Origin of the sequence: Arthrobacter sp. TS-15 (assembly GCF_006964045.1) — a bacterium.
Classification (GTDB): Bacteria; Actinomycetota; Actinomycetes; order Actinomycetales; family Micrococcaceae; genus Arthrobacter.
Window position 1 is genome coordinate 120,085 of the sequence record NZ_SDXQ01000048.1, and the last position, 22,302, is coordinate 142,386.

Here is a 22,302-nt window from a genome sequence, read left to right on the forward strand (position 1 = left end):
CAGTCACCCTTGACGTCCCTTCAAAGTAGTTTCGATTTCCCCTCCACAAGACTGGCATGTGAGCCACCTCTCACCGTGGTGCAAAATGACCTATAGTGTTCAACCATGAGACGTAATGCACACTATCAAGAGGCGGCTCCGGCGGCTTTGTCCGGACAGGTCAACGTTGACCTGACCGCCATTTCAGAGAATGTCAGAGCCCTGAAAAAGCGCAGCAAGGCGCCGTATTTCATGGCCGTGGTCAAGGGCAACGCCTACGGCCACGGACTAGTTGAAGTAGCACGAACAGCAATAGACGCAGGCGCGGACTGGCTTGGGACAGCCCAGCTCAGCGAGGCCATAACGCTGAGGCAGGCAGGCATCACAGTGCCTATACTCTCCTGGCTGTATCTGGCATCCCAGACAAGCGCCACCATCCTTGAAGCACTGGAAAACGACATCGATGTCTCCCTCGGAAGCGTCGGCCAACTGGAGGCGCTCGCAGGTATCGCCCAACGCCTGGGCCGCCCCGCCGTCGTTCATCTGGAACTGGACAGCGGACTAAGCCGCGGCGGTGCACGCAAGGAGGATTGGCCTGAACTCGTGGCGCAGGCCAGGCAGGCTGAGCTCGACGGCAACCTTTCCGTACGCGGCCTGTGGACGCACCTGGCCTGGGCCGATGTTCCTGCGCACCCGGGAAATGCCACGGCGGTAGCCGAGTTTGAGGACGCCGTCCGCCAGGCACACGAAGCCGGCTTTAACCCCGAACTCCGGCACGTCTCCAGCTCCGCGAACATCCTGGACCGCCCCGAATTCCACTTCGACATGGTCCGCGCCGGGCTGGCCATCTACGGACTCGCTCCGGCCGACCACCTGAACCCGGCCGACTTCGGCTTGCGTCCGGCACTGAGCGTGACGGCGCCCCTGGTGATGGTCAAGAAGGTCCCCGCCGGCACCGGCGTCAGCTACGAGCACCAAGCGATCACCTACGAACCGCGGTACCTCGGGCTCATTCCGCTCGGTTACGCGGATGGCATCCCCAAGGGCATCAGCGGCCGTTCGGTGGTGAACATTGCGGGCCGACGGGTGCCGGTCATCGGCAAAGTGTGCATGGACCAGTTCATGGTGGATCTTGGCCCGGACGCTTTGGGAATCGGCGTGGGTGACACCGCGGTGTTGTTTGGCGATCCGGCAGACGGGGCGGCGAGCGCCGACGATTGGGGTGCCGCGATCGGCAGCCACGGCGACGAGATCATCAACAGGATCGCGCCCCGGCTCCCCCGCGCTTACGCAACTACCGCTTACCAGTGCCCCGACTACCAGGAGCCGGCCACCGCCGGGCAGGGCAATGTCGCCTGAGCCCGCCACCGCCCGCCTCAGTTTCGTCACGCTCGAACAGTTTCTGGAGCAGCTGCCGCCGGAGTTGACAATGCTTCACGACGGCGGCAGCGGCGCCTCGCTGTTGCGGTGGGTGGAACCGAGTGAGCTCGAAGACCCCACACCGTACCTGCCGGAGGGTGAGTTCCTCCTCACCGCCGGGTTGCCTTTCCTTGGGAAGGGCGGCTCGGCGGCCAAGGTGGATGCCTATGTCCAGCGGCTGGTGGAAGCCAAGGTTGCGGCGCTGGGGTTCGGTATCAGGCCGTATTTCGACGCCGTCCCGGACGTCTTGCTCGACGCCTGCCGGAAGCACAACCTCACCCTGTTCGAAGTACCGGAGTCCGTGCCGTTCGCCGCCATCGGCCTGGAATTCTCACAACTCTTGGAGACCGACAACGCCAGGGTTTTCCGGCAGCTGGCAGAGACCAACCGGCAACTCATGCGGGCGGTCCTCTCCCCCAGGCCGGAACACGAACTGCTGGCCGCCTTGGTGCAGAGGGTGCCCGTGTGGGCTGTTCTGGTGGGCGCTGACGGGCGGGTCCGGGCGCGCGGGCATAATGCCGGCGGCAGCAACGGCGTCGAACATTCATTGCTCTCCCCCATGTTGGAGCGGTTGCTGTCCGGCAGCGGTCCGCGGGTGGAGATGGACGGTTTTGAGCAGCCAGGTTCGGCACTGGTGTTCGGGCATCCGCTGCGCAGCACCAAGGACGCCAACCTGGGCGCACTGATTCTCGGCTCGGAGGGGCCGCTGACGCCCGCCCAGAACAACGTGGTGCAGTCGGCCGTTGGGCTGTTGGAGCTGCTGTTTCGGCAAAGGACCAGTGGCTCGCTGGCCCCAAGTCAACTGGCTACCGCGGTCCTGCTGCATCCTGACTCGCTGGCCTCCGGCTCAACCAAGCACGTCAACGGTCTCAAGGACTTACTGGCCCAGAGCATATCCTCCACCAGGTCCGGGCAACTGAGGGTGGTCCTGGGCATCAGGGTGGACGGCGCCGCGGACGACGGGCCTGTTCGTGAGCTGCTGCAATGGCGCAGGCTTTTCGACACCAAACTGGTGGAGATCACCGACTACGGTTTCGCTGCGATCACGCGCTTCAAGGTGGACGATTCGCTGGTATCCGATGTGGAGAAACTCGGTTGGCGGCTGGTGATTGGCGAAGCGACCGAACTTCTCGGGCTCCAGGCAGCCTACAAACGTGCGGACTCCCTGCGCAGCCGCGTGGTGACAACCGGCAAGAGCGCACGTGTGGATGAGGTAACTTGGTCCGTCGCCGGACTTTTGGGGCGCGAAGCCGGGACCCTCCTGGCCGAACGACTCCTGGCGCCCATACTCGCATTGGAAGCTGATCGGCGGGACCCACTGTTGACGGTGCTGCGGGGTTGGCTCAGTGAAAACGGCAGTTGGGACGGTTCTGCCAAGCTGCTGGGATTGCACAGGAACAGTGTGCGGCGGCAGATCGGCGTGCTGGGGGAACTTCTGGACATGGACCTCAATCAGGCGCAAGTGCGGGCTGAGCTCTGGTTCGCGCTGCAGTATGTGGACGAGTTGGTGGCAGCGCTTCCTGTTGATGCCGGCAGCACCACCTAGACGACAGAAGAGGCGTCTAGGTATCGGCATCCTCAGCACCTAATTTGGCCGCTTTCGGCACCTAGTTTGGATGCTTGGCTGCTGGGGAAGCCCCGTGACACATAGGCTTCAGGAACGCCGACCCCACCTAACTCAGAAGGAGCAACACAATGCCCACACTCATCACCGGACTTCGGGTGTCGATCGTCGCCGCGCTGGGAGTGGCTCTGCTCGCTTGGATTATGTCAGCCCCGTTCTCAGGCCAGGAAATCGCGGAAGCAGCGTATGTAGAGCAGCGGCACGATGTGTCGGACGGAAGTTTCCGGTTAGAGCTGGGCATCTCTAACAACGGCATTCTTGGCACGCTACTTATCGCAGGATTCATCGCCTCCCTCGTGCATCTTCTCAGAAACCGCCGGCGAATCCTGAACTAGTGCTCCCACTCCTTATACAGTTCCGGCCGGCGTTCGCGCAGGTACGGGACCTCATCGCGAGCTGCCTTGACTGAATCTGTACCCACCTCGGCGAACAGCAGGGCGGCCGACTCCCCCGCCGCCGCCAGCAAGGAACCATCCGGACCTGCCACCACACTGCCGCCCAGGAAGTTGTACACGTCCTCATGGCCGGAGTGGTTGGCGTAGGCCACGTTCAGCTGGCTTTCCAGCGCACGGGCGCGGATGAGCACTTGCGGAACGTTGTCGAATCCGGCAGAAAGGGCTGTTGGCACCAGGAGGAGTTCGGCGCCGCGGGTGGCCGCCGCGCGGACTGCCTCAGGGAACTCGACGTCGTAGCAGATCAGCATGGAGGTGCGGATCCCGTTGAAATCCACGACGGCGGGAGGTTCTTGGGCGGCCACGAACGCCTTGTGTTCCTCTGCGCCAAAGAGGTGAACCTTTGCGTAGTTGAGGACTTTGTTGCCTGTGGCGTCCAGCAAAGTAGCCGTGATGTTCCAAGCGCCTTCAGCGCGAGGGGGCTGTGCGCCGTCGTCGTGACCTGGTGCATCCTGAGCCGGGGCCGGAAGGCTGTAGACCAAGCCAATGTTGTGCCTGCGGGCGATGCCGGCCAAACGTTCACGTATGCCCGGGAGCGTGGCAGGGTCCAATTCGGTGTGCAGACGCAGAGGGGCATATCCCACGGGGAACAACTCTGGAGTCAGGAGCAACCCGGCCCCCGCGTGGGCGGCGCGCTGCGCGGCGTCGTCGATTGTGCGCAGGTTCGCCTCAACGTCCATGACGGAAGCGTTCGCCTGCAGGACTGAGAGCAGCATCATTACCACCTTGGTTTCGCCTGTTCCCGGCTACCTGACACAGGCCCGGGGTTTCTTCTTCAAGCGTAGGCCGCGCCCGGGTATCAAGGGCCGGGCGTTTGGACCCGCCGGTAGCAAAATCGGGACACATTGCCCCCAACCTCCCGTTGTGAGGCCCGCTCTGCACCCAAAATCGTGGAATTACCCTGCATAGCGGGCCTCACAACGGGTACATGTCAAGTGTTCTTGCGTTGGAGTATGTCGGCAATGATTGACTCCTTGTGTTCACTTCTTGACTACAAGCTCGCTTGTGGGGCAATCTTCTTGTCATGTCCGCAACGCAGCGCTCAACGAAGAGCCATCCAAGAAAACCCGGCTCGCAGTCCGCACTGCGCCACCTCAATCAGCAACGCATCATCGAATGCCTGCTGAGCGGGCCCTCCACGCAAGCAGAGCTCTCGCGGCAGACCGGGCTATCCACGGCAACGGTTTCCAACATCGTCAAAATCATGCAGGACGCCGGTCTGGTATCAACGGAGCCCACCACAAGCTCCGGCCGCCGGGCAACCAATGTGCGGTTGAACAGCAACGGTGCCGTCGCCGTCGGAATCGACTTCGGACGCCGCCACCTGCGGGTAGTCCTGGCCTCGCTGGGCTATCACGTCATTGCCGAGGATTACATCGAATTACCCCTTGGTCACCAGGCAGAAGAGGGCATTGCTGCCGCAGTCCTGCTGCTGGAAAAACTGCTGCAGGAAAACGGGATAGACCGTACCGCGGTAGTGGGCGCGGGCGCAGGCATCCCGGGCCCCATCGATCGGCGATCCGGCACGGTGGCCCAGGGAGCAATCCTCCCAGAATGGGTGGGCATCGACATCCTCCATCGGCTGGAGGAAGCACTGAACTGCCCCGTGTTTGTTGACAACGACGCGAACCTGGGCGCCCTGTCCGAAGTGACGTGGGGCCCCCACAGCGGAGTCTCAAACCTCATGTTCCTCAAGATCGGCTCGGGCATCGGCGCAGGCCTGATTCTCAATGGATTCCCCTATTACGGCAACGTGGGCATCACCGGGGAAATCGGCCACGCCACCATTCACGAACACGGCCTGGTGTGCCGCTGCGGCAACAGGGGTTGCCTGGAAACGATAGCGTCCACCACCACCATGATCGAGTTATTGGGGCGCGGCCAGGAGGCACTGCTGACGCCGCAGGACATTGTCCGTAATTGCCTCGCCGGCGACTCCGCAACCCAGCGCGTAGTGGACGACGCCGGACTGGCGGTGGGCCGCGCCTTGGGCAACGTGTCCAATCTGATCAACCCGGAAGTCATTGTGGTGGGCGGCCCGTTGGCGGGCCTGGGCGACCTCCTCCTGGACCCTATCCGGAGGGGCCTGGTGCGCCACGCTGTGCCCGTGGTGGGCGAGACGACGCACCTGGCCATGTCCTCCCTCGGAGCACGTGCAGAAGCGCTGGGAGCGGCTGCGTTGGTGTTCCAACACGCCGGCATTACCGGTAGGTAACGAAATCGTTAGCTGGATCATGCGTTCAAGTCTTGACGACAAGACGGGTGATCCAGTTTACTTTTTCATCAGACAGCCTCGCCATTGCGGGGCCGACAACGAAGTCATGCATTGGAGGCGTAAGGGCTGATGACATCCCTCGACACGCAAGGTGATCCCATCCTCTTGGAGATGCGCTCGATCACGAAGGAATTCCCAGGCGTGAAGGCCTTGTCGAATGTGAGCCTGCGCGTGATGGCCGGCGAAATCCACGCCATCTGCGGTGAGAACGGCGCCGGCAAATCCACGCTCATGAAGGTCCTGTCCGGCGTCTACCCCTACGGCAGCTACACAGGCGACATCGTGTACCAGGCCCAGACGCAGCAGTTCAAGGACATCCGCGCAAGCGAAGCCGCGGGCATCGTGATCATCCACCAGGAACTGGCGTTGATCCCGGAATTGTCCATCATGGAGAACATCTTCCTGGGCAACGAACCCACCAAATGGGGCGTCATTGACTGGGCGGAAGCCCGCAAGCGCTCCCTCGAACTCCTGGCCCGCGTTGGCCTCCGTGAGGATCCCGATACCCCCATCAAGGAAATCGGCGTCGGCAAGCAGCAGCTGGTGGAGATCGCCAAGGCACTGAACAAATCCGTGAAGCTCCTGATCCTGGACGAGCCCACGGCGGCACTGAACGAATCCGACTCCCAGCACCTGCTGGACCTGATCCTTGGCCTGAAGGGCAAGGGCATCACCTCGATCATCATTTCCCACAAGCTCAACGAGATCGAACAGATCGCGGACGAGATCACCATCATCCGCGACGGCAAGTCGATCGAAACCCTGAACGTCAAGCGGGATGGTGTGGACGAGGACCGCATCATCAAGGGGATGGTGGGCCGGACGCTCGAGTCCCGCTTCCCGGATCACGAGCCGAAAATCGGTGAAGTCTTCTTCGAGGTCAAGGACTGGACCGTGGGTCACCCCCAGATTCAGGACCGCCTGATCTGCAAAGGCTCCAACTTCTACGTCCGCCGCGGCGAAATCGTTGGCTTCGCAGGTCTCATGGGCGCCGGACGCACGGAACTTGCCCGTTCCCTGTTCGGCCACTCCTACGGACGCTTCATCAAGGGGCAGGTGTACAAGGACGGCAAGGCAGTCAACCTCCGCAGCGTCCGTTCAGCGATCGACGCCGGACTCGGTTACGTCACCGAGGACCGCAAGTCCTTGGGCCTGAACCTGCTGGATGACATCAAGACCACCACAGTGTCGGCAGCGCTGGACAAGATCAGCAACTACTCCGTGGTGGACACCCGCAAGGAATTCTCCGTTGCAGAGGAATACCGGAAATCCCTGCGGACAAAGACTCCCTCGGTTGAGGAAGGCGTTGCCAAGCTCTCCGGCGGTAATCAGCAGAAGGTGGTGCTGGCCAAGTGGATGTTCACTGATCCGGACCTCCTGATCCTGGATGAGCCCACCCGCGGTATCGATGTTGGTGCCAAGTACGAGATCTACGGCATCATCCAGAGGCTTGCCAACCAGGGCAAGGGAGTGATTGTCATTTCCTCGGAGCTTCCTGAGCTCCTGGGCCTGTCCGATCGGATCTACACCATTTTTGAAGGCGCCATCACCGGTGTCCTGGAAAAGAACGAAGCAACCCAGGAAAGCCTCATGAAGCTCATGACTTCCGCCCGCAAGACAGCCTGACCGTTGGCCCAGCCTTACCCCTTCCTGACACAAGGACCAAAACAATGAACGCGCTCAAGAAGCTATTTGGTGGCAATACCCGCCAGTTCGGCATGATCTTCGCCCTGGTGGCACTTATCGTCTTCTTCCAGATCTTCACCGGGGGCCGCACGTTGACCCCGGGCAACGTGATCAACCTGTTCAACGGCAACTCCTACATCCTGATCCTGGCTATTGGCATGGTGCTGGTCATCATCGCCGGCCACATCGACCTCTCGGTGGGTTCCGTGGCCGCATTCGTGGGCGTATCGGTTGCCCTCGCCATGCGGGACTGGGGCCTGCCTTGGTGGGCAGGGGTGCTCTTCGGCCTGCTTCTGGGCGCGGTGATCGGCGCCTGGCAGGGACTTTGGACAGCGTATGTGGGCATCCCGGCCTTCATCGTGACCTTGGCCGGCATGCTCCTGTTCCGTGGCTTCAACCAGTTCGTGGGCAAATCCAACACCATCCCGGTGTCCAAGGAATTCCAGTTCATTGGTTCCGGTTACCTGCCCGAGATCGGCCCGAACACCGGATTCAACAACCTCACACTTCTCATCGGAATTGTGGCGGCAGCCTTCGTTGTGATCATGTCCCTGCGTGCCCGTGCAGCAGCAAAGGCCCTTGGCGCCGACGTTCCCGAGCTCTGGGTAGAGGTCACCAAGCTGGTCCTGATCTGCGGTGCCATCCTCTACGCAACGTACCTGTTCGCCACCGGCCGCCCCGGAACGTCCTTCCCCATCCCCGGCCTGATCCTGGCCGTTCTTGTGCTCATCTACGGATTCATCGCTGACAAGACGGTCCTTGGCCGTCACGTCTACGCCGTGGGTGGTAACCGCCACGCAGCCGAGCTGTCCGGCGTTCAGTCCAAGAAGGTCAACTTCATGGTGATGATGAACATGTCCATCCTGGCTGGCCTGGCAGGCATGATCTTCGTTGCCCGCTCTACTGCTTCCGGCCCGTTCGACGGCGTCGGTTGGGAACTGGATGCCATTGCAGCCGTCTTCATCGGTGGCGCCGCCGTTACCGGTGGTGTTGGCACCGTGATCGGCTCGATTGTAGGTGGCCTGGTCATGGCTGTCCTCAACAACGGCCTCCAGCTCCTGGGTGTTGGCGCCGACCTCACCCAGATCATCAAGGGCCTGGTGCTCCTGGCCGCAGTCGCCTTCGATGTCTACAACAAGTCCCAGGGCAAGCGGTCCATCACGGGCATGCTGATCAAGGGATTCCAGCGAAACAACAACGAGATCAAGCCGGACGAAACCACGTCCACCAAAGAGGTCATCTCCAAGGAAGCGTAAACCGCTTCCCCACGACTCGCTCCACCCCACCCACACAGAAAGTGAACCAAGATATGCGAATGTTTGGTAAAGCAGGAAAGGCAGCAGCAGTCGCTGCCATCGCGGCACTGGCGCTGACAGCCTGCGGCCGCACTGACAGCGGCTCAAGCACCAGCACGGCAGGCGGGGAAGCGTTCCCCAAGGACTCGCTGATCGGCGTCGCACTTCCGCAGAAGACCAGCGAAAACTGGGTCCTCGCGGAGAAGCTGTTCAACGATGGCCTCACCGGCGCCGGCTTCAAGGCCGACGTCCAGTTCGCCAACGGCGGCGTATCCGAGCAGCAGAACCAGATCAGCGCCATGGTCACCAAGGGTGCAAAGGTCATCATTGTGGGAGCCATCGACGGCGCTCAGCTGGGTACGCAGCTTCAGCAGGCCAAGGACTCCGGCGCCACAGTGATAGCATACGACCGCCTGCTTCTCAACACCGAGAACGTGGACTACTACGTGGCGTACGACAACTTCAAGGTAGGTGTCCTTCAGGGCGAGGCCCTGTTGAACGGCATGAAGGCCAAGAAGGCGTCCGGTCCGTACAACATCGAGCTCTTTGCCGGCTCTCCCGATGACGCCAACGCGAAGGTCTTCTTTGACGGCGCCATGAGCGTCCTGAAGCCGAAGATCGACGACGGAACCCTCAAGGTCCTGTCCGGCCAGACCACGTTCGAGCAGGCTGTGACCCAGGGCTGGAAGGCTGAGAACGCCCAGCGTCGTGCTGACACGCTGCTCACCGGCAGCTACGGCAGCGCGTCTCTGGACGGCGTTCTCTCCCCGAACGACACTTTGGCCCGCGCAGTGCTGACGTCCGTCAAGGCCGCCGGCAAGCCGCTCCCCATCGTGACCGGCCAGGACTCCGAAGTTGAGTCTGTGAAGTCGATCATCGCCGGCGAGCAGTACTCCACCATCAACAAGGACACCCGCAAGCTCGTTGAGCACGCCATCACCATGGTGAAGGACCTCCAGGCCGGCAAGGAACTGGAGATCAACGACAAGGAATCCTACAACAACGGCGTCAAGACCGTCCCGGCTTACCTTCTCCCGCCGCAGATCGTGACTCTGGAGAACGTCAAGACGGCTTACGTTGACGATCCGGTACTTGGCCCGCTCACCAAGTAACTGATCACCAGGTAACACCTTTACAAGCAAGCCCCGGTCCGCCAGCAGGCGGGCCGGGGCTTTTGCTTGCCCTCCACCTTTCACAGCCCACGCATAGCTTCGGCAGGCTTGCCGCACAGCAGCACTTACGAGTCTTGGATCTGCAGCCCACGTCCAGTGGGCCCACCAAATGTGCAGGTCAAGAGGAGAAATGTGAGCGTCCTTGCCCGAAGCGTAGGCAATGCCTTCCGCAACAAGATCAGAACGGCGGCGGTTGTTGCCGTCCTGGCCGTAGCCATCGGCCTGGCGTTGGCCATGCTCGTGGCCAACCAGGCCGTCGGTGCCAAGGTTCAGGAGCTCAATGCCTCCGTGGGCACCACCCTGACGGTGAATCCGGCTGGTGGCCAAGGCTTTGAAGGCGGCGGTGAACCACTCACGACGGCGGAGGCTGAGACTGCGGCTTCGGTCGCCAATGTGACATCGGTGGTTGGTACCAAGGCCCTTCGTCTGCAGACGGCGACCACGGCTACCACCGAAACCACGCAGCAGGCCGGCCCGGGCGGTGGCTTCGGTCCCGGCGGGCAGCAGGCGACGGTCAGTACCAACCTGACGGCCGCCGTCGACGCCGGTACGCTCGGCAACCGCAACGGGTCCACCGGAACAACAGGCAGCACCCAGCCAGCGCGCACGCTCCCCATCACGGCGACGGGCATCGGCGCCGAGGTGGACACCACCGGCAAGGCCCTGGACATCACCAGTGGCACCGGCTTGGGAGACTACGCGGCGTCGGAGGCGAAGGCCTTGGTAGGCACGTCCCTGGCTGAGAAGAACAGCCTGATGGTGGGCTCCACATTCACCATCCAGGACAAGACGTTCACCGTGGCGGGCATTTTCGACGCCGGAACCACGTTCGGCAACAACGCCGTCTACGTGACCCTCCCGGAAGCCCAAACACTGGCCGAGACCCCGGATGAACTCTCAACCATGATCGTCACGGTCAACAGCATGGAAAACGTGGACAGCACCAAAACTGCCGTCCAGGACGCCCTCGGCACGGACAAAGCAGACGTCACCCAAGGTCAGCGCAACCTCGAAACCGCCGTCAGCTCACTGGACAGCGTCAAAAACATCTCGCTGATCGCGTTCATCGCGGCACTGGCCACTGCCGGGATCATCATCCTGCTCATCATGGTCATGCTGGTCCGCGAGCGCCGCCGCGAAATCGGTGTCCTGAAAGCCATCGGTGCCCGGAACCGTACCATCGGGTTGCAGTTCGTCCTTGAGTCGTTGGTCCTGGTGGCCCTGGGCAGTGTGGTGGGCGCCGTGATTGCTTCCCTGGCCAGCGGCGGCATCGCCTCGGCTCTGATCAGTTCGAACACCACAACGACGGCGGCCACCACCACCCAGCGTGGCGGCGGGCTCGCAGGTGCCATGCCTAACGGCGGCGTCCCGGGTGGCGGGATGGGCGGTGGCCAGGGCGGGCCGTTCGGTGGAGCTTCCCAGTTGCTGACCTCCGTGACAGCGAGCGTCTCCCCCGGGGTCCTCGCAGCAGGTATCGCAGCCGTGTTCGCAGTAGCCATCATCGGCGCGTTGGTCCCGGCGTTGCTGACCGCCCGCATCCGTCCCATCGAAGTACTCCGAGGAGAATAGCCGTGATTGTAGTCAAGGACCTGGTCCGTCAGTTCAAGTCCGGTGACCGGACCATCAAACCCGTCAACGGCGTGAATTTTGAGCTTGAAAAGGGCTCGCTGGCATCCATTGTGGGCAAGAGCGGCAGCGGCAAAAGCACACTGTTGTCCCTCCTGGGTGCGCTGGACAAACCCACCTCAGGGGACGTCGTCGTGGATGGCGTCAGCCTGGCCGGTCTGCCGGACGGCAAGCTGACCGAGTATCGCCGCCGGGACATCGGATTTGTTTTCCAGCAGTTCAACCTGATCCCCAACCTCAGCGCAGTGGACAACGTGATGCTGCCCATGGAGTTCGCCGGTGTCCGCAAAGCGGCCAGGTTGCAGCGGGCCAAAGAGCTGTTGGTGCAGGTGCAGTTGGACCCGGAGAAGCACTCACGCCGCACCAACCGATTGTCCGGTGGCGAGCAGCAGCGTGTGGCGATTGCCCGGGCGCTGGCCAACGAGCCCAAGCTGATCCTCGCCGATGAGCCCACCGGAAACCTGGATGAGCAAACCGGTGAGCACATCATTGAACTGTTGAGCTCCCTGAGCCGCGATCACAACACCACCATCCTGGTAGTCACGCACGACCGCAGCCTGGCCCGGAAAACCGAGCGTTGCTTCCGGCTTCAGCAGGGCAGGCTTACCGAGGAGGTCAGAACCGGATCGCGTCAATGACCTTGACACGCACCGCCACGAGCGCAGGAATGGCTCCGGCGAGTGCGCCCACAAGGACGGCTGCGCCGAACCCCATCAGGGCGGCCTCGATGGGGAAGGCCGGGCTGTGTCGGACCCCGGCCTGCCCTCTTCTGCGCACCCGTTCCCGCCCGGCGCACCCCACGTTCCCCCAGGGCGCACCCGTACCCGCCCGGCGCACCAGAGGTTTACGGGAGCGGTGGGCGCGAAAGGGTGCGCACCACGTCCCTGTAACCGCTAAGACCTGCCCGAAATGAGAGGATGAACGGCATGACACTTCCTATCGCCGTGCCGTGGCTCTTCACCCAGACCAACCAGGATCCCCGGGCAGCAACCGGTCGGCCGCTGCGGTGGGGTGTGGTGTCCACCGGCAACATTGCCAACAGTGTGTCTCAAGACTTGGCACTGCTTGAAGATGCGGAATTGTATGCAGTGAGCTCCCGCACCCAGGCGGCCGCAGATACGTTCGCCCGCGCGCTTGGCTTCACCAAAGGTTACGGGGACGACGGCGACGTACCCGGCTACCAGCGTCTGTTCGAGGATCCCGCCGTGGACGTCGTATACGTGGCGACGCCGCATGCCCAACATTTTCAGATTGCCTCGGCCGCTTTGCGGTCAGGGAAGCACGTCTTGTGCGAGAAAGCCCTCACCATCAACGCCCGCGAAGCCACCGAGCTGGTGAAGCTGGCTCGGGAGCAGAAGGTGTTCTTCATGGAAGCCGTCTGGAGCCGTTTCCTGCCGAGCATGCAGCGTGCTTTTTCCATAGCTGCCTCCGGCGAACTCGGGCAAATCCAGTGGGTCAGCGCCGATCTCGGTTTCCCGGCACCCTACGATCCCACCGCACGGATTTGGGCTCTGAACGACGGCGGCGGAGCGCTCCTGGACATCACCGTCTACCCGCTGCTGTGGGCGCTGGGAACACTGGGCTTCCCGCAGTCGGTCACCGCAATCGGCACGCTCAACGACGACGGCGTGGACAGCCAGAACGCCTTGACCCTCGGCTATGACACGGGTGCGCAGGCGCAGCTGACGTCCTCCCTGATGGCACACGGACCCCGGACGGCCACGGTAGCCGGCGGCCTCGGTTTCCTGCAGGCTGTGGGTTCCGTGAACAACCCGCGCGAGCTGCTGATCCGGATTGGTTGGGACGAGCCGCGGCGCGAACAGTTTGACGTTGTAGGTATTGGCTACACGTACGAACTCCGTGAAGTGACCCGGTGCATCCAACAAGGCCTGACAGAAAGCCCGGTGATGCCGCTGGAGGACTCTATCAACGTCATGCGTCTCTTTGACGGCGTGCGGTCCCAGCTTGGAATCCGGTACCCCAACGACGCGCCGTGAACTGACCTACGGTGAATTGAGCACTCGCGGCTGCGTTGCGAGGCCCACTATGCGCCGTAAAACCCAGGGATATCCCGCAGAGGAGGCCTCACAACGAAAGGCCAGTGCCGCCGTCGTAATTTAACCCAGGTGCGTTAACGCCCTTGGCGAGCTGGTTGCCGTGCCAGCTTGCGGTCAAGGGACAGCGCACCCGGCCCGAGGAAAACGAACGCTATGGAAATAGCGAAGTATACGATCAGGAGCTCGGCCGTGACACCGGACTTGTCAGTGAGCAAGGGTTTGCCCGCTTCGGTCACGAACCAGATCCCCGCGAACATGATCGCCGCCAGGAAACCAGCCACCCGGGTCAGGGCGCCGAGTACCAAGAGCAGCCCCAGGCCCAGTTCACCGGCGATCACCAGCCACGCCACAACCTCGGGCTTCTGCACACCCATGGCAGCCACGGACGCGGCAAAGGCGGCGTGCCCGGCCAGGAACTTCTGGAAGCCATGGACCATGAGGAGCGCACCGAACACCACCCGCAGGATGGTGACGCCGCGGGAGGAAGACTTGGGAGACGGGTGAAGGAATTTCACGGATTCCAATCTGTCATGCCTTCGTCCCCACCGCCAACCCGTACCCGCCACCAACCCAACTGGGTCGCAGCTGAGCGCGTTTTGACGGCTCAAAACACGCTCAGCTGCGACCTAGTTGGGTGAGTGGGGGCAGAATGGGAGGTGGCCCTCTTTCGGGGGTCACGTTTTTCAAGAGGGCCATTGCGGATGGAGCAAGCATGCAGGTTGACGTTGTAGTTGTTGGCGGAGGAGCCATGGGATCGGCTGCGGCCTGGCAACTGGCCCGGGCGGGTCGCTCAGTAGTTCTGTTGGAGCAATTTGAGGCCGGCCACCACATCGGCGCTTCGCACGGCGCCACCCGCAACTTCAACACCGCCTACGCCGAGGCCGACTACCTGGACCTCCTCGCCGAGTCCAAGATCCTGTGGGACGAGCTGGCGGCAGAGCACGGCGCACCGCTTCTGGACATGGTGGGCCTCGTGAACCACGGAAACGTCCCCCGCCTTCAGGAGGTCCGGGAAGCCCACGAGGCACGGGGCATCGAGAGCTACTTCATCTCCCCCGACGAAGCTGCCAACCGGTGGCTGGGCATGAACTTCGCCACCGACGTCCTCTTTGTTCCAGGCTCCGGCCGGATCCGTTCGGCCGACGCCCTGGTGGCGCTACGGAAATCAGCGGAAGCACACGGTGCCGTCTTTAAATACTCGACGCCGGTCCATGACATCCGGATCGACGGCGGCGAATCCGTGGTGGTAGTGACCGAGGAGACCGAATACACCGCCAGCCGCGTGGTGGTCACGGCAGGTGCATGGACCAACAAGCTGGTCAGCAAGCACGTGAAACTGCCCGCCTTGGTGGTGACGCAGGAGCAACCGGCCCACTTCACTCCCAGGGACAACACGCTGGTGTGGCCGAGCTTCAACCACAGCCCGGACCCGGATCCGAACAACGAAGCCTACGAGTACTGGTATAGCCCCGTCTACGGCATGCTCACTCCCGGCGAAGGCGTCAAGGCCGGCTGGCACGGCGTCGGCCCGGTCATGGATCCGGACGAGCGCACGTTCGAGCCCATCCCCCACCAGATGGAAGCGTTGGTGCGGTACGCCGAAGAGTGGCTTCCCGGCGTCGACCCCTCCACCGCGGTTCCCATCAGCTGCACTTACACCACCACGCCCAACGAGGACTTTGTGCTGGACCGTTTCGGTCCGCTGGTGGTGGGCGCAGGCTTCTCGGGTCACGGCTTCAAGTTCACGCCCGCTATCGGCCGGGTGCTGAAGGACATCGTCGACGGCGGCTTGGCACCTGAGCGGTTCCGCGCGGACCGCTAGGAGTTTTTGTACAGATAATGCCCCCAAGACCGCGTCTTGGGGGCATTAGCTGTACAAAAACTCGGAGCTCGGGCGCCCGTGAAAGGCACCCGAGCTCGAGGGACTACTTCAGGGTCGCGAGGACCTTGTTGAACGTAGCCGACGGGCGCATGATCTCTGCGGCCTTGGCAGCGTCCGGACGGTAGTAGCCGCCGAGGTCGACGGCGGTACCCTGGACTGCGGCCAGCTCGCCGACGATTGCCTCTTCGTTGGAGGTCAGGGCGTCCGCGATTGCCGCGAAGTCCTTGGCCAACTCGGCGTCTTCGGTCTGCTTTGCCAGTTCCTGGGCCCAGTACGTGGCCAGGTAGAAGTGGCTTCCGCGGTTGTCCAGCTCGCCAACGCTGCGGCGAGGGGACTTGTTCTCCAGCAGGAAAGTTCCCGTGGCGCGGTCCAGCGTGTCGGCCAGGACCTGTGCGCGGGCGTTGCCGGTGGTGGTGGCAAGGTGCTCGAAGCTGACGGCAAGGGCAAGGAATTCGCCCAGGCTGTCCCAGCGGAGGTGGTTTTCCTTGACCAGCTGCTGGACGTGCTTGGGAGCGGAGCCACCGGCGCCGGTCTCGAACAGGCCGCCACCGTTGATCAGCGGAACGATGGAGAGCATCTTGGCGCTGGTGCCGAGCTCGAGGATCGGGAACAGGTCCGTGAGGTAGTCGCGGAGGACGTTACCGGTGACGGAGATGGTGTCTTCGCCCTTGCGGATGCGCTCCAGGGTGAAGGCCGTAGCCTCAACCGGGGAAAGGATCTTAATCTCCAGGCCCTCGGTGTCGTGGTCCTTGAGGTACTCGTTGACCTTGGCAATCAGGTTGGCGTCGTGGGCGCGGGTCTCGTCCAGCCAGAACACGGCCGGCGTCTGGGAAGCGCGGGCACGGGTGACGGCCAGCTTGACCCAGTCGCGGACCGGGATGTCCTTGGTCTGGCAGGCGCGCCAGATGTCACCCGGGAAGACCTGGTGCTCGGTGAGGACGTTGCCCTTGCTGTCCACGAGCTGGACGGTGCCAGCTGCCTGGATCTCGAAGGTTTTGTCGTGGCTGCCGTATTCTTCGGCTGCCTGTGCCATGAGGCCCACGTTGGGAACGGTGCCCATGGTGGTGGGGTCGAACGCACCGTTGGCGCGGCAGTCGTCCAGGACAACCTGGTAAACGCCGGCGTAGGAGCTGTCCGGAATGACAGCCAGGGTGTCGGCTTCCTTGCCGTCCGGGCCCCACATGTGGCCGGAGGAACGGATCATGGCAGGCATGGAAGCGTCAACAATGATGTCCGACGGAACGTGCAGGCTGGTGATGCCCTTGTCCGAGTCCACCATGGCCAGTGCGGGACCGTCTTCGAGGCCCTTGGTGATGGCTGCCTTGACGCCTTCGCGGACGTCCTCCGGCAGGTCTTCCAAGCCGCTGAGGATCGCAGCGAGGCCGTTGTTCGGGCTGATGCCTGCGGCTGCGAGCTGCTTGCCGTAGGTCTCGAACAGCTCGGAGAAGTAAGCCTTGACCACGTGGCCGAAGATGATGGGGTCAGAGACCTTCATCATGGTGGCCTTCAGGTGCGCGGAGAAGAGGACGCCCTCTTCCTTGGCGCGGGCAACCTGTGCCTTGAGGAACTCGTCCAGGGCGTCGGCGCGGAGCACGGTGGCGTCCACAACTTCGCCGGCCAGGACGGGGAAGTCCTTCTTGAGGACCTTGGTGGTGCCGTCTTCACGGACCAGCTGAATGGTCAGGGAATCGTCAGCCTTGAGGACAACGGACTTCTCGTTGGAGCGGAAGTCGTTCTCACCCATGGTGGCAACGTTGGTCTTGGACTCCGGGGTCCAGGCGCCCATGGAGTGCGGGTTCTGGCGGGCGTAGTTCTTCACCGACAGGGGCGCGCGGCGGTCCGAGTTGCCTTCGCGCAGGACCGGGTTCACGGCGGAACCCTTGATCTTGTCGTAACGCGAGCGGATGTCCGTCTCGGTGTCCGAGGAAGGGTTGTCCGGGTAGTCCGGCAGGGCGAAGCCCTGGGCCTGGAGCTCGGCGATGGCAGCCTTGAGCTGCGGCACGGAGGCGCTGATGTTGGGCAGCTTGATGATGTTGGCTTCCGGCTGCTTTGCCAGTTCACCAAGTTCAGCAAGGGCGTTGCCCGTGCGCTGTTCTTCTGTCAGGAAATCACCGAAGACGGCGATGATGCGGCCGGCCAGCGAGATGTCGCGGGTCTCCACCTCTACCCCCGCGGTGGAGGCGTACGCTTCCACGATCGGCAGGAATGAGTACGTTGCCAGCATCGGCGCTTCGTCTGTGTGGGTATAGATAATCTTGGCCATTGGCGGGGTTCTCCCTGAAAGTCTGCAGATTTCAACATCTCCTAACTTACCCGAGTAGACCGTTTTGACGGCTCTTCGTGTCCGGGATCACTCTCCGCATTACCGTCCGGGAAAGCGATTTACGCTCGACGGCGGCCTGACCGTCGCTGCCGCCCGCCGCCGTCGTACGCCCCCCTCCAGCAGCTCAACAAGAAGTGACAGCAAAATATCACAAAATGTGAAACATCTCTTTACAAACTTGTCATACGTTGGGTACCTTCAATCTCGTCAGTCGGCGGTCGCCATCACTGGCCGCCTCACTCCCTCGATAGGTAGGAACAACGTGACAAAAACCAAGACCCTGGCCACAAGCCTGCTGAGTCTGTCCGCTGCCGCAATCCTGGCGCTGGTTGGAACCACCAGCGCCAACGCGGCACCGGTCAACACTACAGACTCCGGCAGCGCTGCGGTCAGCAGCCATGTAGTGTCCGACGCCGGCGCTGCAGACTACTGGACCCCGGAACGCATGAAGAATGCCAAGTCCGGCGAAATCCTTGCCGCGAAAGCCCTCGAACGCGGCAAGCTCCTCAACCTCGGCAAAGCCCGGGTCACCGAAGCCCCGGGCGCCATCAGCAGCATCGCAGGCCAGCAGGCCTCTGCTGATTCCAAGGTCATCGATCGCAAAGTCAACCAGAGCGAAACGCCGGTCAAGCACATCGGCAAGATCTTCTTCACCCTTGGCGGCTCCAACTACGTCTGCTCAGGCAACTCCGTCACCGCGGCCAACAAGAGCACCGTCTCCACCGCCGGACACTGCCTCAACGAAGGCCCCGGCGCCTACGCCACCAACTTCGTCTTCGTCCCCGCCTACCTCAACGGCGCCGCACCTTACGGGAAGTGGACGGCAAAGGCGCTGTACGCCCCCACCCAGTGGGCCTCCAACGGAAACATGCAGTACGACACCGCATTCGCCGTCATGAACACCCTCAACGGCCAGCGCCTCGCCGACGTCGTCGGTTCCTCCGGCGTCCAGTTCAACGCCGCCCGCGGCCTGAGCTACAAGGCCTTCGGATACCCGGCCGGCTCGCCCTTCAACGGTGAATCGCTCAAGAGCTGCTCCGGCAAGGCCACCAACGATCCCTACAACCCGCAGTTCAACAGCCAGGGAATCCCCTGCAACATGACCGGTGGATCCTCGGGCGGCCCCTGGTTCATCGGCACCAGCTCCACCGGCTACCAGAACTCCGTGAACAGCTACGGATACGGCAGCAACTCCACCACCATGTACGGACCGTACTGGGGCACCGTGATCCAGTCCACCTACAACACTGCTGCAGCGGCTTCGTAGCGGACTCTCTAATGTAGGCACGTCCCTGTTAACTACGACGGCGGCCGTCCCCTTCCGGGGGCGGCCGCCGTTGCGTTGGGCTTCTTGGGCCCTAGCGGGTTCCTCTTCTAGTGGAAGAAGTGGCGTGCACCGGTGAAGTACATGGTGATGCCGGCAGCGTTGGCTGCGGCGATGACTTCCTCGTCACGAACGGAACCGCCCGGCTGGACCACGGCGCGGACACCGGCGTCGATCAGGATCTGCAGGCCGTCGGCGAACGGGAAGAACGCGTCCGAGGAAGCAACGGCACCGCGCGCACGCTCAGGTGCGTCGCTCGCGTCGGCGTTGGACGCACCGCCAGCACCGTCGACGTCGGACTCCACCTTCACGCCCAGCGTGTTGGCGCGCTCGACGGCCAGGCGGCAGGAGTCCAGGCGGTTGACCTGGCCCATGCCGATGCCCACGGCGGCACCGTGGTTGGCGATCAAGATGGCGTTGGACTTTGCCGCGCGGCAAGCGGTCCAGGCGAAAGCCAGGTCCGCAAGGGTTGCTTCGTCGGCGGCTTCGCCGGCAGCGAGGGTCCAGTTGGCGGGGTTGTCGCCGTCGGCGTCCACCTTGTCGCTCATCTGGACCAGGACGCCGCCGGAGACCTGGCGCATCTCGGAGGGGTAGCGGCCGTAGCCCTCGGGCAGTGCGAGGAGGCGGATGTTCTTCTTCTTGGAGAGGATCTCCACAGCTTCTGGCTCGAAGTCCGGGGCGATGACAACCTCGGTGAAGATGTCGGCAACCGTGCGGGCCATGCCTGCGGTGACGGTTCGGTTCGCAGCAATCACGCCACCAAATGCGGAGACGGGGTCGCAGGCGTGGGCCTTGGCGTGGGCGTCCGCGATCGGATCGGCAGCGTCTGCGGAACCGACGGCCACACCGCACGGGTTGGCGTGCTTGATGATCGCGACCGCGGGCTCGGCGAAGTCGAAAGCAGCGCGGAGGGCGGCATCGGCGTCAACGAAGTTGTTGTAGCTCATGGCCTTACCGTGCAGCTGGTCCGCCTGGGCGATGCCTGCCGGGGCGGCCTTGTCCACGTAGAGTGCGGCCTGCTGATGCGGGTTTTCGCCGTAGCGAAGGACCTCGGAGCGTTCCAGGGACAGGCCGGCGTAGGCGGGCCAGTCGATGATGCCGTCGCCGTCTTCGTCCAGGAACTGGCTGGCCGTCCAGGAAGCCACAGCGTTGTCGTAGCTGGCCGTGTGAGCGAACGCCTTGGCGGCCAGGCGGCGACGGGTGTTCAGGTCGAACCCGCCGTGTGCAGCGGCGTCGACTACTGCGCCGTAGAAGTTGGGATCCGTGACGATGGCGACGGCGGCGTGGTTCTTCGCAGCCGAACGCACCATGGCGGGGCCTCCGATGTCGATCTGCTCAACCACGTCATCCTGGGCTGCGCCGGACTTCACGGTCTCCACGAACGGGTAAAGGTTCACCACCACGAGGTCGAAGGTTTCGATCTCCATGCCGGCCAGGGTGTCCATGTGCGCCGGGACGCGACGGTCAGCCAGGATGCCGCCGTGCACGCGCGGGTGCAGGGTCTTGACGCGGCCGTCCAGCATTTCCGGGGAGCCGGTGACTTCTTCCACTTCCTTGACCGGGATGCCTGCGGCGGCGATCTTCTTGGCGGTGGAGCCGGTGGAAACAAGGGCGACGCCGGCTGCGTGCAGGCCCTTCGCGAGCTCCTCCAGTCCCGTCTTGTCGTAAACCGAGATCAGTGCACGGCGGATGGGAACACGGTCAAGCTGCGTCAAGCTCACAAAAGTCTCCGTCTTAGTTCGCGTAGATATCGCGGGTGGATTCGCGGGTGTGGGGATACGGAGAGTTTATCGTGTTTCGTTGCCGCCCCGGTTTTGCGTCGTTTCTGCCCTGCGTTGCAAGGCCCACCATGCGTGCCACCTCCCGCTCGCGGGAGGCACACCCGGCCCCACAAAAACACCCCCTACATTGCGAGGCCCACTCTGCGTGCCACATCCCGCTCGCGGGACGCACACCAGGCCCCACAAAAACACCCCCTACATTGCGAGGCCCACTCTGCGTGCCACCAAGGGCGCGAAAGGCGCACACCAGGCCCCACAACTCAGGGCAGACAAGACATTACGACGACGGCCCACGCCACCCGCGCGACACCAACGCATCGCGTATCTTGCGTTCGGCATGAGCCCACCCGCCCTTCATCTGGACATCGGAGAATTTCAGGACGATCCACCCCAACGCGCGAAGCCTATCGTCACGTTCGATGTCCTTCCCCCACTGCACAGGGTCGGAGCGGTGATGGTCGCCCTCATATTCCATGGCAATTTTGTACTCCTTGTATTGGAGATCGGGCGTCGATATGTATCTCCCGCGCTCGTCGAAGATCGGCGCGGTAACCGCTGGCTCCGGCAGCCCGGCATCGACGATTTTCAGGCGTAGCCTCGACTCCTGCGGAGAATCAACCCCCAACCTCAGCAACGGTAAAATCTCCCGGGCCATTCTGATTCCCTTGACCTTGGGGCGTCTATTGATGACTTCCTGGATCGCCTCAAGCGAGGACAGGGGATTCTCCCGTGCCAACAGAAAATCCCCGGCAGCCACAAGCGACGACCTTCCCATGTGCCTGGCCAGATCCACCCATGTCCATTCCGGCGACGTCAATTGAACTCCGTTCAACATACGAACGTCCCGAGCAAGCAGTGGAGCCCGATGCCCGATTACGCCCCGACGCTTGACCCTCCCGATCTCTTGCCGTCGGGTCACATGGATTAGCCCGCTCCTGCCCTCTTCCTCGAGATAGATGGGGAGCGGCATGGACCACAACAGCGCTGCAGTGACATGGCTGACTGCACAGCGCTGTGTCACAGCGGTATGAAGTCGGCCCAGCAATGCGAGGTCCAATTCGCTTGCTCTTGCCAAGCGAATGCCACGACTCGGCGTCACAAGGTCTTTCGTCTGGAGTCGCCAGCGCGGCACTCCGGCAGCATAGGCATCGGCGACGAGAAAGCCCCGAGTGTCTACATTCGAGGGCAAAGGAGTGAGATTCCGCATGGATTCATGCTTGCCGGAAACGATGGCTCGCATTCGGTTATCCACAGAAATCGCCCTTCGGGGGGGCTCTTGACTGTTCCTCCACACCCCTTGTGAGGCCCAATCTGCGGCCCAAACCACCAACCAAACAGGCAAAGCAGGCCCCGCAACCCAAAGCCCACCCCTTGTGAGGCCCACTCCGCGGCCCAAACCACCAACCA

Annotated in this window: 17 protein-coding genes and 1 pseudogene; 12 read left to right on the forward strand and 6 right to left on the reverse strand. The window is 62.9% G+C overall.

Annotated features, from left to right (window positions below):
• Nucleotides 1-105 precede the first annotated feature (105 nt).
• The 3 genes from alr to EU811_RS19455 all read left to right on the forward strand — a co-directional run bounded on the left by alr (nt 106) and on the right by EU811_RS19455 (nt 3,357).
• Nucleotides 106-1,338, forward strand: coding sequence for an alanine racemase (gene alr, locus EU811_RS19445; RefSeq protein ID WP_142939943.1), 1,233 nt, complete (start codon nt 106-108; stop codon nt 1,336-1,338).
• Nucleotides 1,328-2,944: a PucR family transcriptional regulator gene (locus EU811_RS19450; protein ID WP_142939944.1), complete on the forward strand. Its 1,617-nt coding sequence runs from the start codon at nt 1,328-1,330 to the stop codon at nt 2,942-2,944. Before alr ends, EU811_RS19450 begins: the two co-directional genes overlap by 11 nt.
• Nucleotides 2,945-3,093: 149 nt before the next feature.
• Nucleotides 3,094-3,357: a hypothetical protein gene (locus EU811_RS19455; RefSeq protein ID WP_142939945.1), complete on the forward strand. Its 264-nt coding sequence runs from the start codon at nt 3,094-3,096 to the stop codon at nt 3,355-3,357.
• Here EU811_RS19455 and EU811_RS19460 read toward each other — a convergent pair.
• Nucleotides 3,354-4,193: a carbon-nitrogen hydrolase family protein gene (locus tag EU811_RS19460; protein WP_142939946.1), complete on the reverse strand. Its 840-nt coding sequence runs from the start codon at nt 4,191-4,193 to the stop codon at nt 3,354-3,356. The two genes, EU811_RS19455 and EU811_RS19460, sit on opposite strands and share 4 nt — an antisense overlap.
• Nucleotides 4,194-4,498: 305 nt before the next feature.
• On the opposite strand from EU811_RS19460, the gene EU811_RS19465 reads away from it, so the two are divergent.
• The 6 genes from EU811_RS19465 to EU811_RS19490 all read left to right on the forward strand — a co-directional run bounded on the left by EU811_RS19465 (nt 4,499) and on the right by EU811_RS19490 (nt 12,166).
• On the forward strand, nt 4,499-5,689 hold the full coding sequence (locus EU811_RS19465) for an ROK family transcriptional regulator (protein WP_142939947.1): 1,191 nt from the start codon (nt 4,499-4,501) through the stop codon (nt 5,687-5,689).
• A gap of 129 nt (nt 5,690-5,818) precedes the next feature.
• Complete coding sequence (mmsA, locus tag EU811_RS19470; RefSeq protein ID WP_142939948.1) at nt 5,819-7,375, forward strand: multiple monosaccharide ABC transporter ATP-binding protein; 1,557 nt, start codon at nt 5,819-5,821, stop codon at nt 7,373-7,375.
• 44 nt (nt 7,376-7,419) lie between these two features.
• Nucleotides 7,420-8,691: a multiple monosaccharide ABC transporter permease gene (gene mmsB / locus EU811_RS19475; RefSeq protein WP_024820035.1), complete on the forward strand. Its 1,272-nt coding sequence runs from the start codon at nt 7,420-7,422 to the stop codon at nt 8,689-8,691.
• 53 nt (nt 8,692-8,744) lie between these two features.
• Nucleotides 8,745-9,842: a substrate-binding domain-containing protein gene (locus EU811_RS19480; protein ID WP_142939949.1), complete on the forward strand. Its 1,098-nt coding sequence runs from the start codon at nt 8,745-8,747 to the stop codon at nt 9,840-9,842.
• A gap of 192 nt (nt 9,843-10,034) precedes the next feature.
• The gene (locus tag EU811_RS19485; protein ID WP_142939950.1) at nt 10,035-11,471 is read left to right on the forward strand and encodes an ABC transporter permease; all 1,437 of its coding nucleotides are present in this window, start codon (nt 10,035-10,037) and stop codon (nt 11,469-11,471) included.
• 2 nt (nt 11,472-11,473) lie between these two features.
• Nucleotides 11,474-12,166, forward strand: a complete 693-nt coding sequence (locus EU811_RS19490) for an ABC transporter ATP-binding protein (RefSeq protein ID WP_142939951.1) — start codon at nt 11,474-11,476, stop codon at nt 12,164-12,166.
• On the opposite strand, the pseudogene EU811_RS24765 reads toward EU811_RS19490, so the two are convergent.
• Nucleotides 12,144-12,269 (reverse strand): annotated as a pseudogene (locus EU811_RS24765) (ABC transporter permease); the annotation flags it as partial. The gene EU811_RS19490 and the pseudogene EU811_RS24765 sit on opposite strands and share 23 nt — an antisense overlap.
• A gap of 185 nt (nt 12,270-12,454) precedes the next feature.
• On the opposite strand from EU811_RS24765, the gene EU811_RS19500 reads away from it, so the two are divergent.
• Nucleotides 12,455-13,525, forward strand: coding sequence for a Gfo/Idh/MocA family protein (locus tag EU811_RS19500; RefSeq protein WP_142939952.1), 1,071 nt, complete (start codon nt 12,455-12,457; stop codon nt 13,523-13,525).
• A gap of 134 nt (nt 13,526-13,659) precedes the next feature.
• On the opposite strand, the gene EU811_RS19505 is transcribed toward EU811_RS19500, so the two are convergent.
• Nucleotides 13,660-14,100, reverse strand: coding sequence for a DoxX family protein (locus EU811_RS19505; protein WP_142939953.1), 441 nt, complete (start codon nt 14,098-14,100; stop codon nt 13,660-13,662).
• 197 nt (nt 14,101-14,297) lie between these two features.
• Between EU811_RS19505 and EU811_RS19510 the strand changes: the two genes are divergently transcribed.
• Entirely contained in the window at nt 14,298-15,407 is a 1,110-nt protein-coding gene (locus EU811_RS19510; protein ID WP_142939954.1) for an FAD-dependent oxidoreductase, read from the forward strand.
• 103 nt (nt 15,408-15,510) lie between these two features.
• Here the strand turns inward: EU811_RS19510 and EU811_RS19515 are convergent, their stop codons facing one another.
• Nucleotides 15,511-17,730, reverse strand: coding sequence for an NADP-dependent isocitrate dehydrogenase (locus EU811_RS19515; protein ID WP_142939955.1), 2,220 nt, complete (start codon nt 17,728-17,730; stop codon nt 15,511-15,513).
• 217 nt (nt 17,731-17,947) lie between these two features.
• On the opposite strand from EU811_RS19515, the gene EU811_RS19520 reads away from it, so the two are divergent.
• Complete coding sequence (locus tag EU811_RS19520; RefSeq protein WP_142939956.1) at nt 17,948-19,057, forward strand: trypsin-like serine peptidase; 1,110 nt, start codon at nt 17,948-17,950, stop codon at nt 19,055-19,057.
• 107 nt (nt 19,058-19,164) lie between these two features.
• On the opposite strand, the gene purH is transcribed toward EU811_RS19520, so the two are convergent.
• Nucleotides 19,165-20,835 (reverse strand): bifunctional phosphoribosylaminoimidazolecarboxamide formyltransferase/IMP cyclohydrolase, encoded by a 1,671-nt coding sequence (purH, locus tag EU811_RS19525; RefSeq protein WP_142939957.1) that lies wholly within the window; start codon nt 20,833-20,835, stop codon nt 19,165-19,167.
• A 337-nt stretch (nt 20,836-21,172) separates the two neighbouring features.
• Nucleotides 21,173-21,712, reverse strand: a complete 540-nt coding sequence (locus EU811_RS24310; RefSeq protein WP_223942046.1) for an endonuclease domain-containing protein — start codon at nt 21,710-21,712, stop codon at nt 21,173-21,175.
• Nucleotides 21,713-22,302 lie beyond the last annotated feature (590 nt).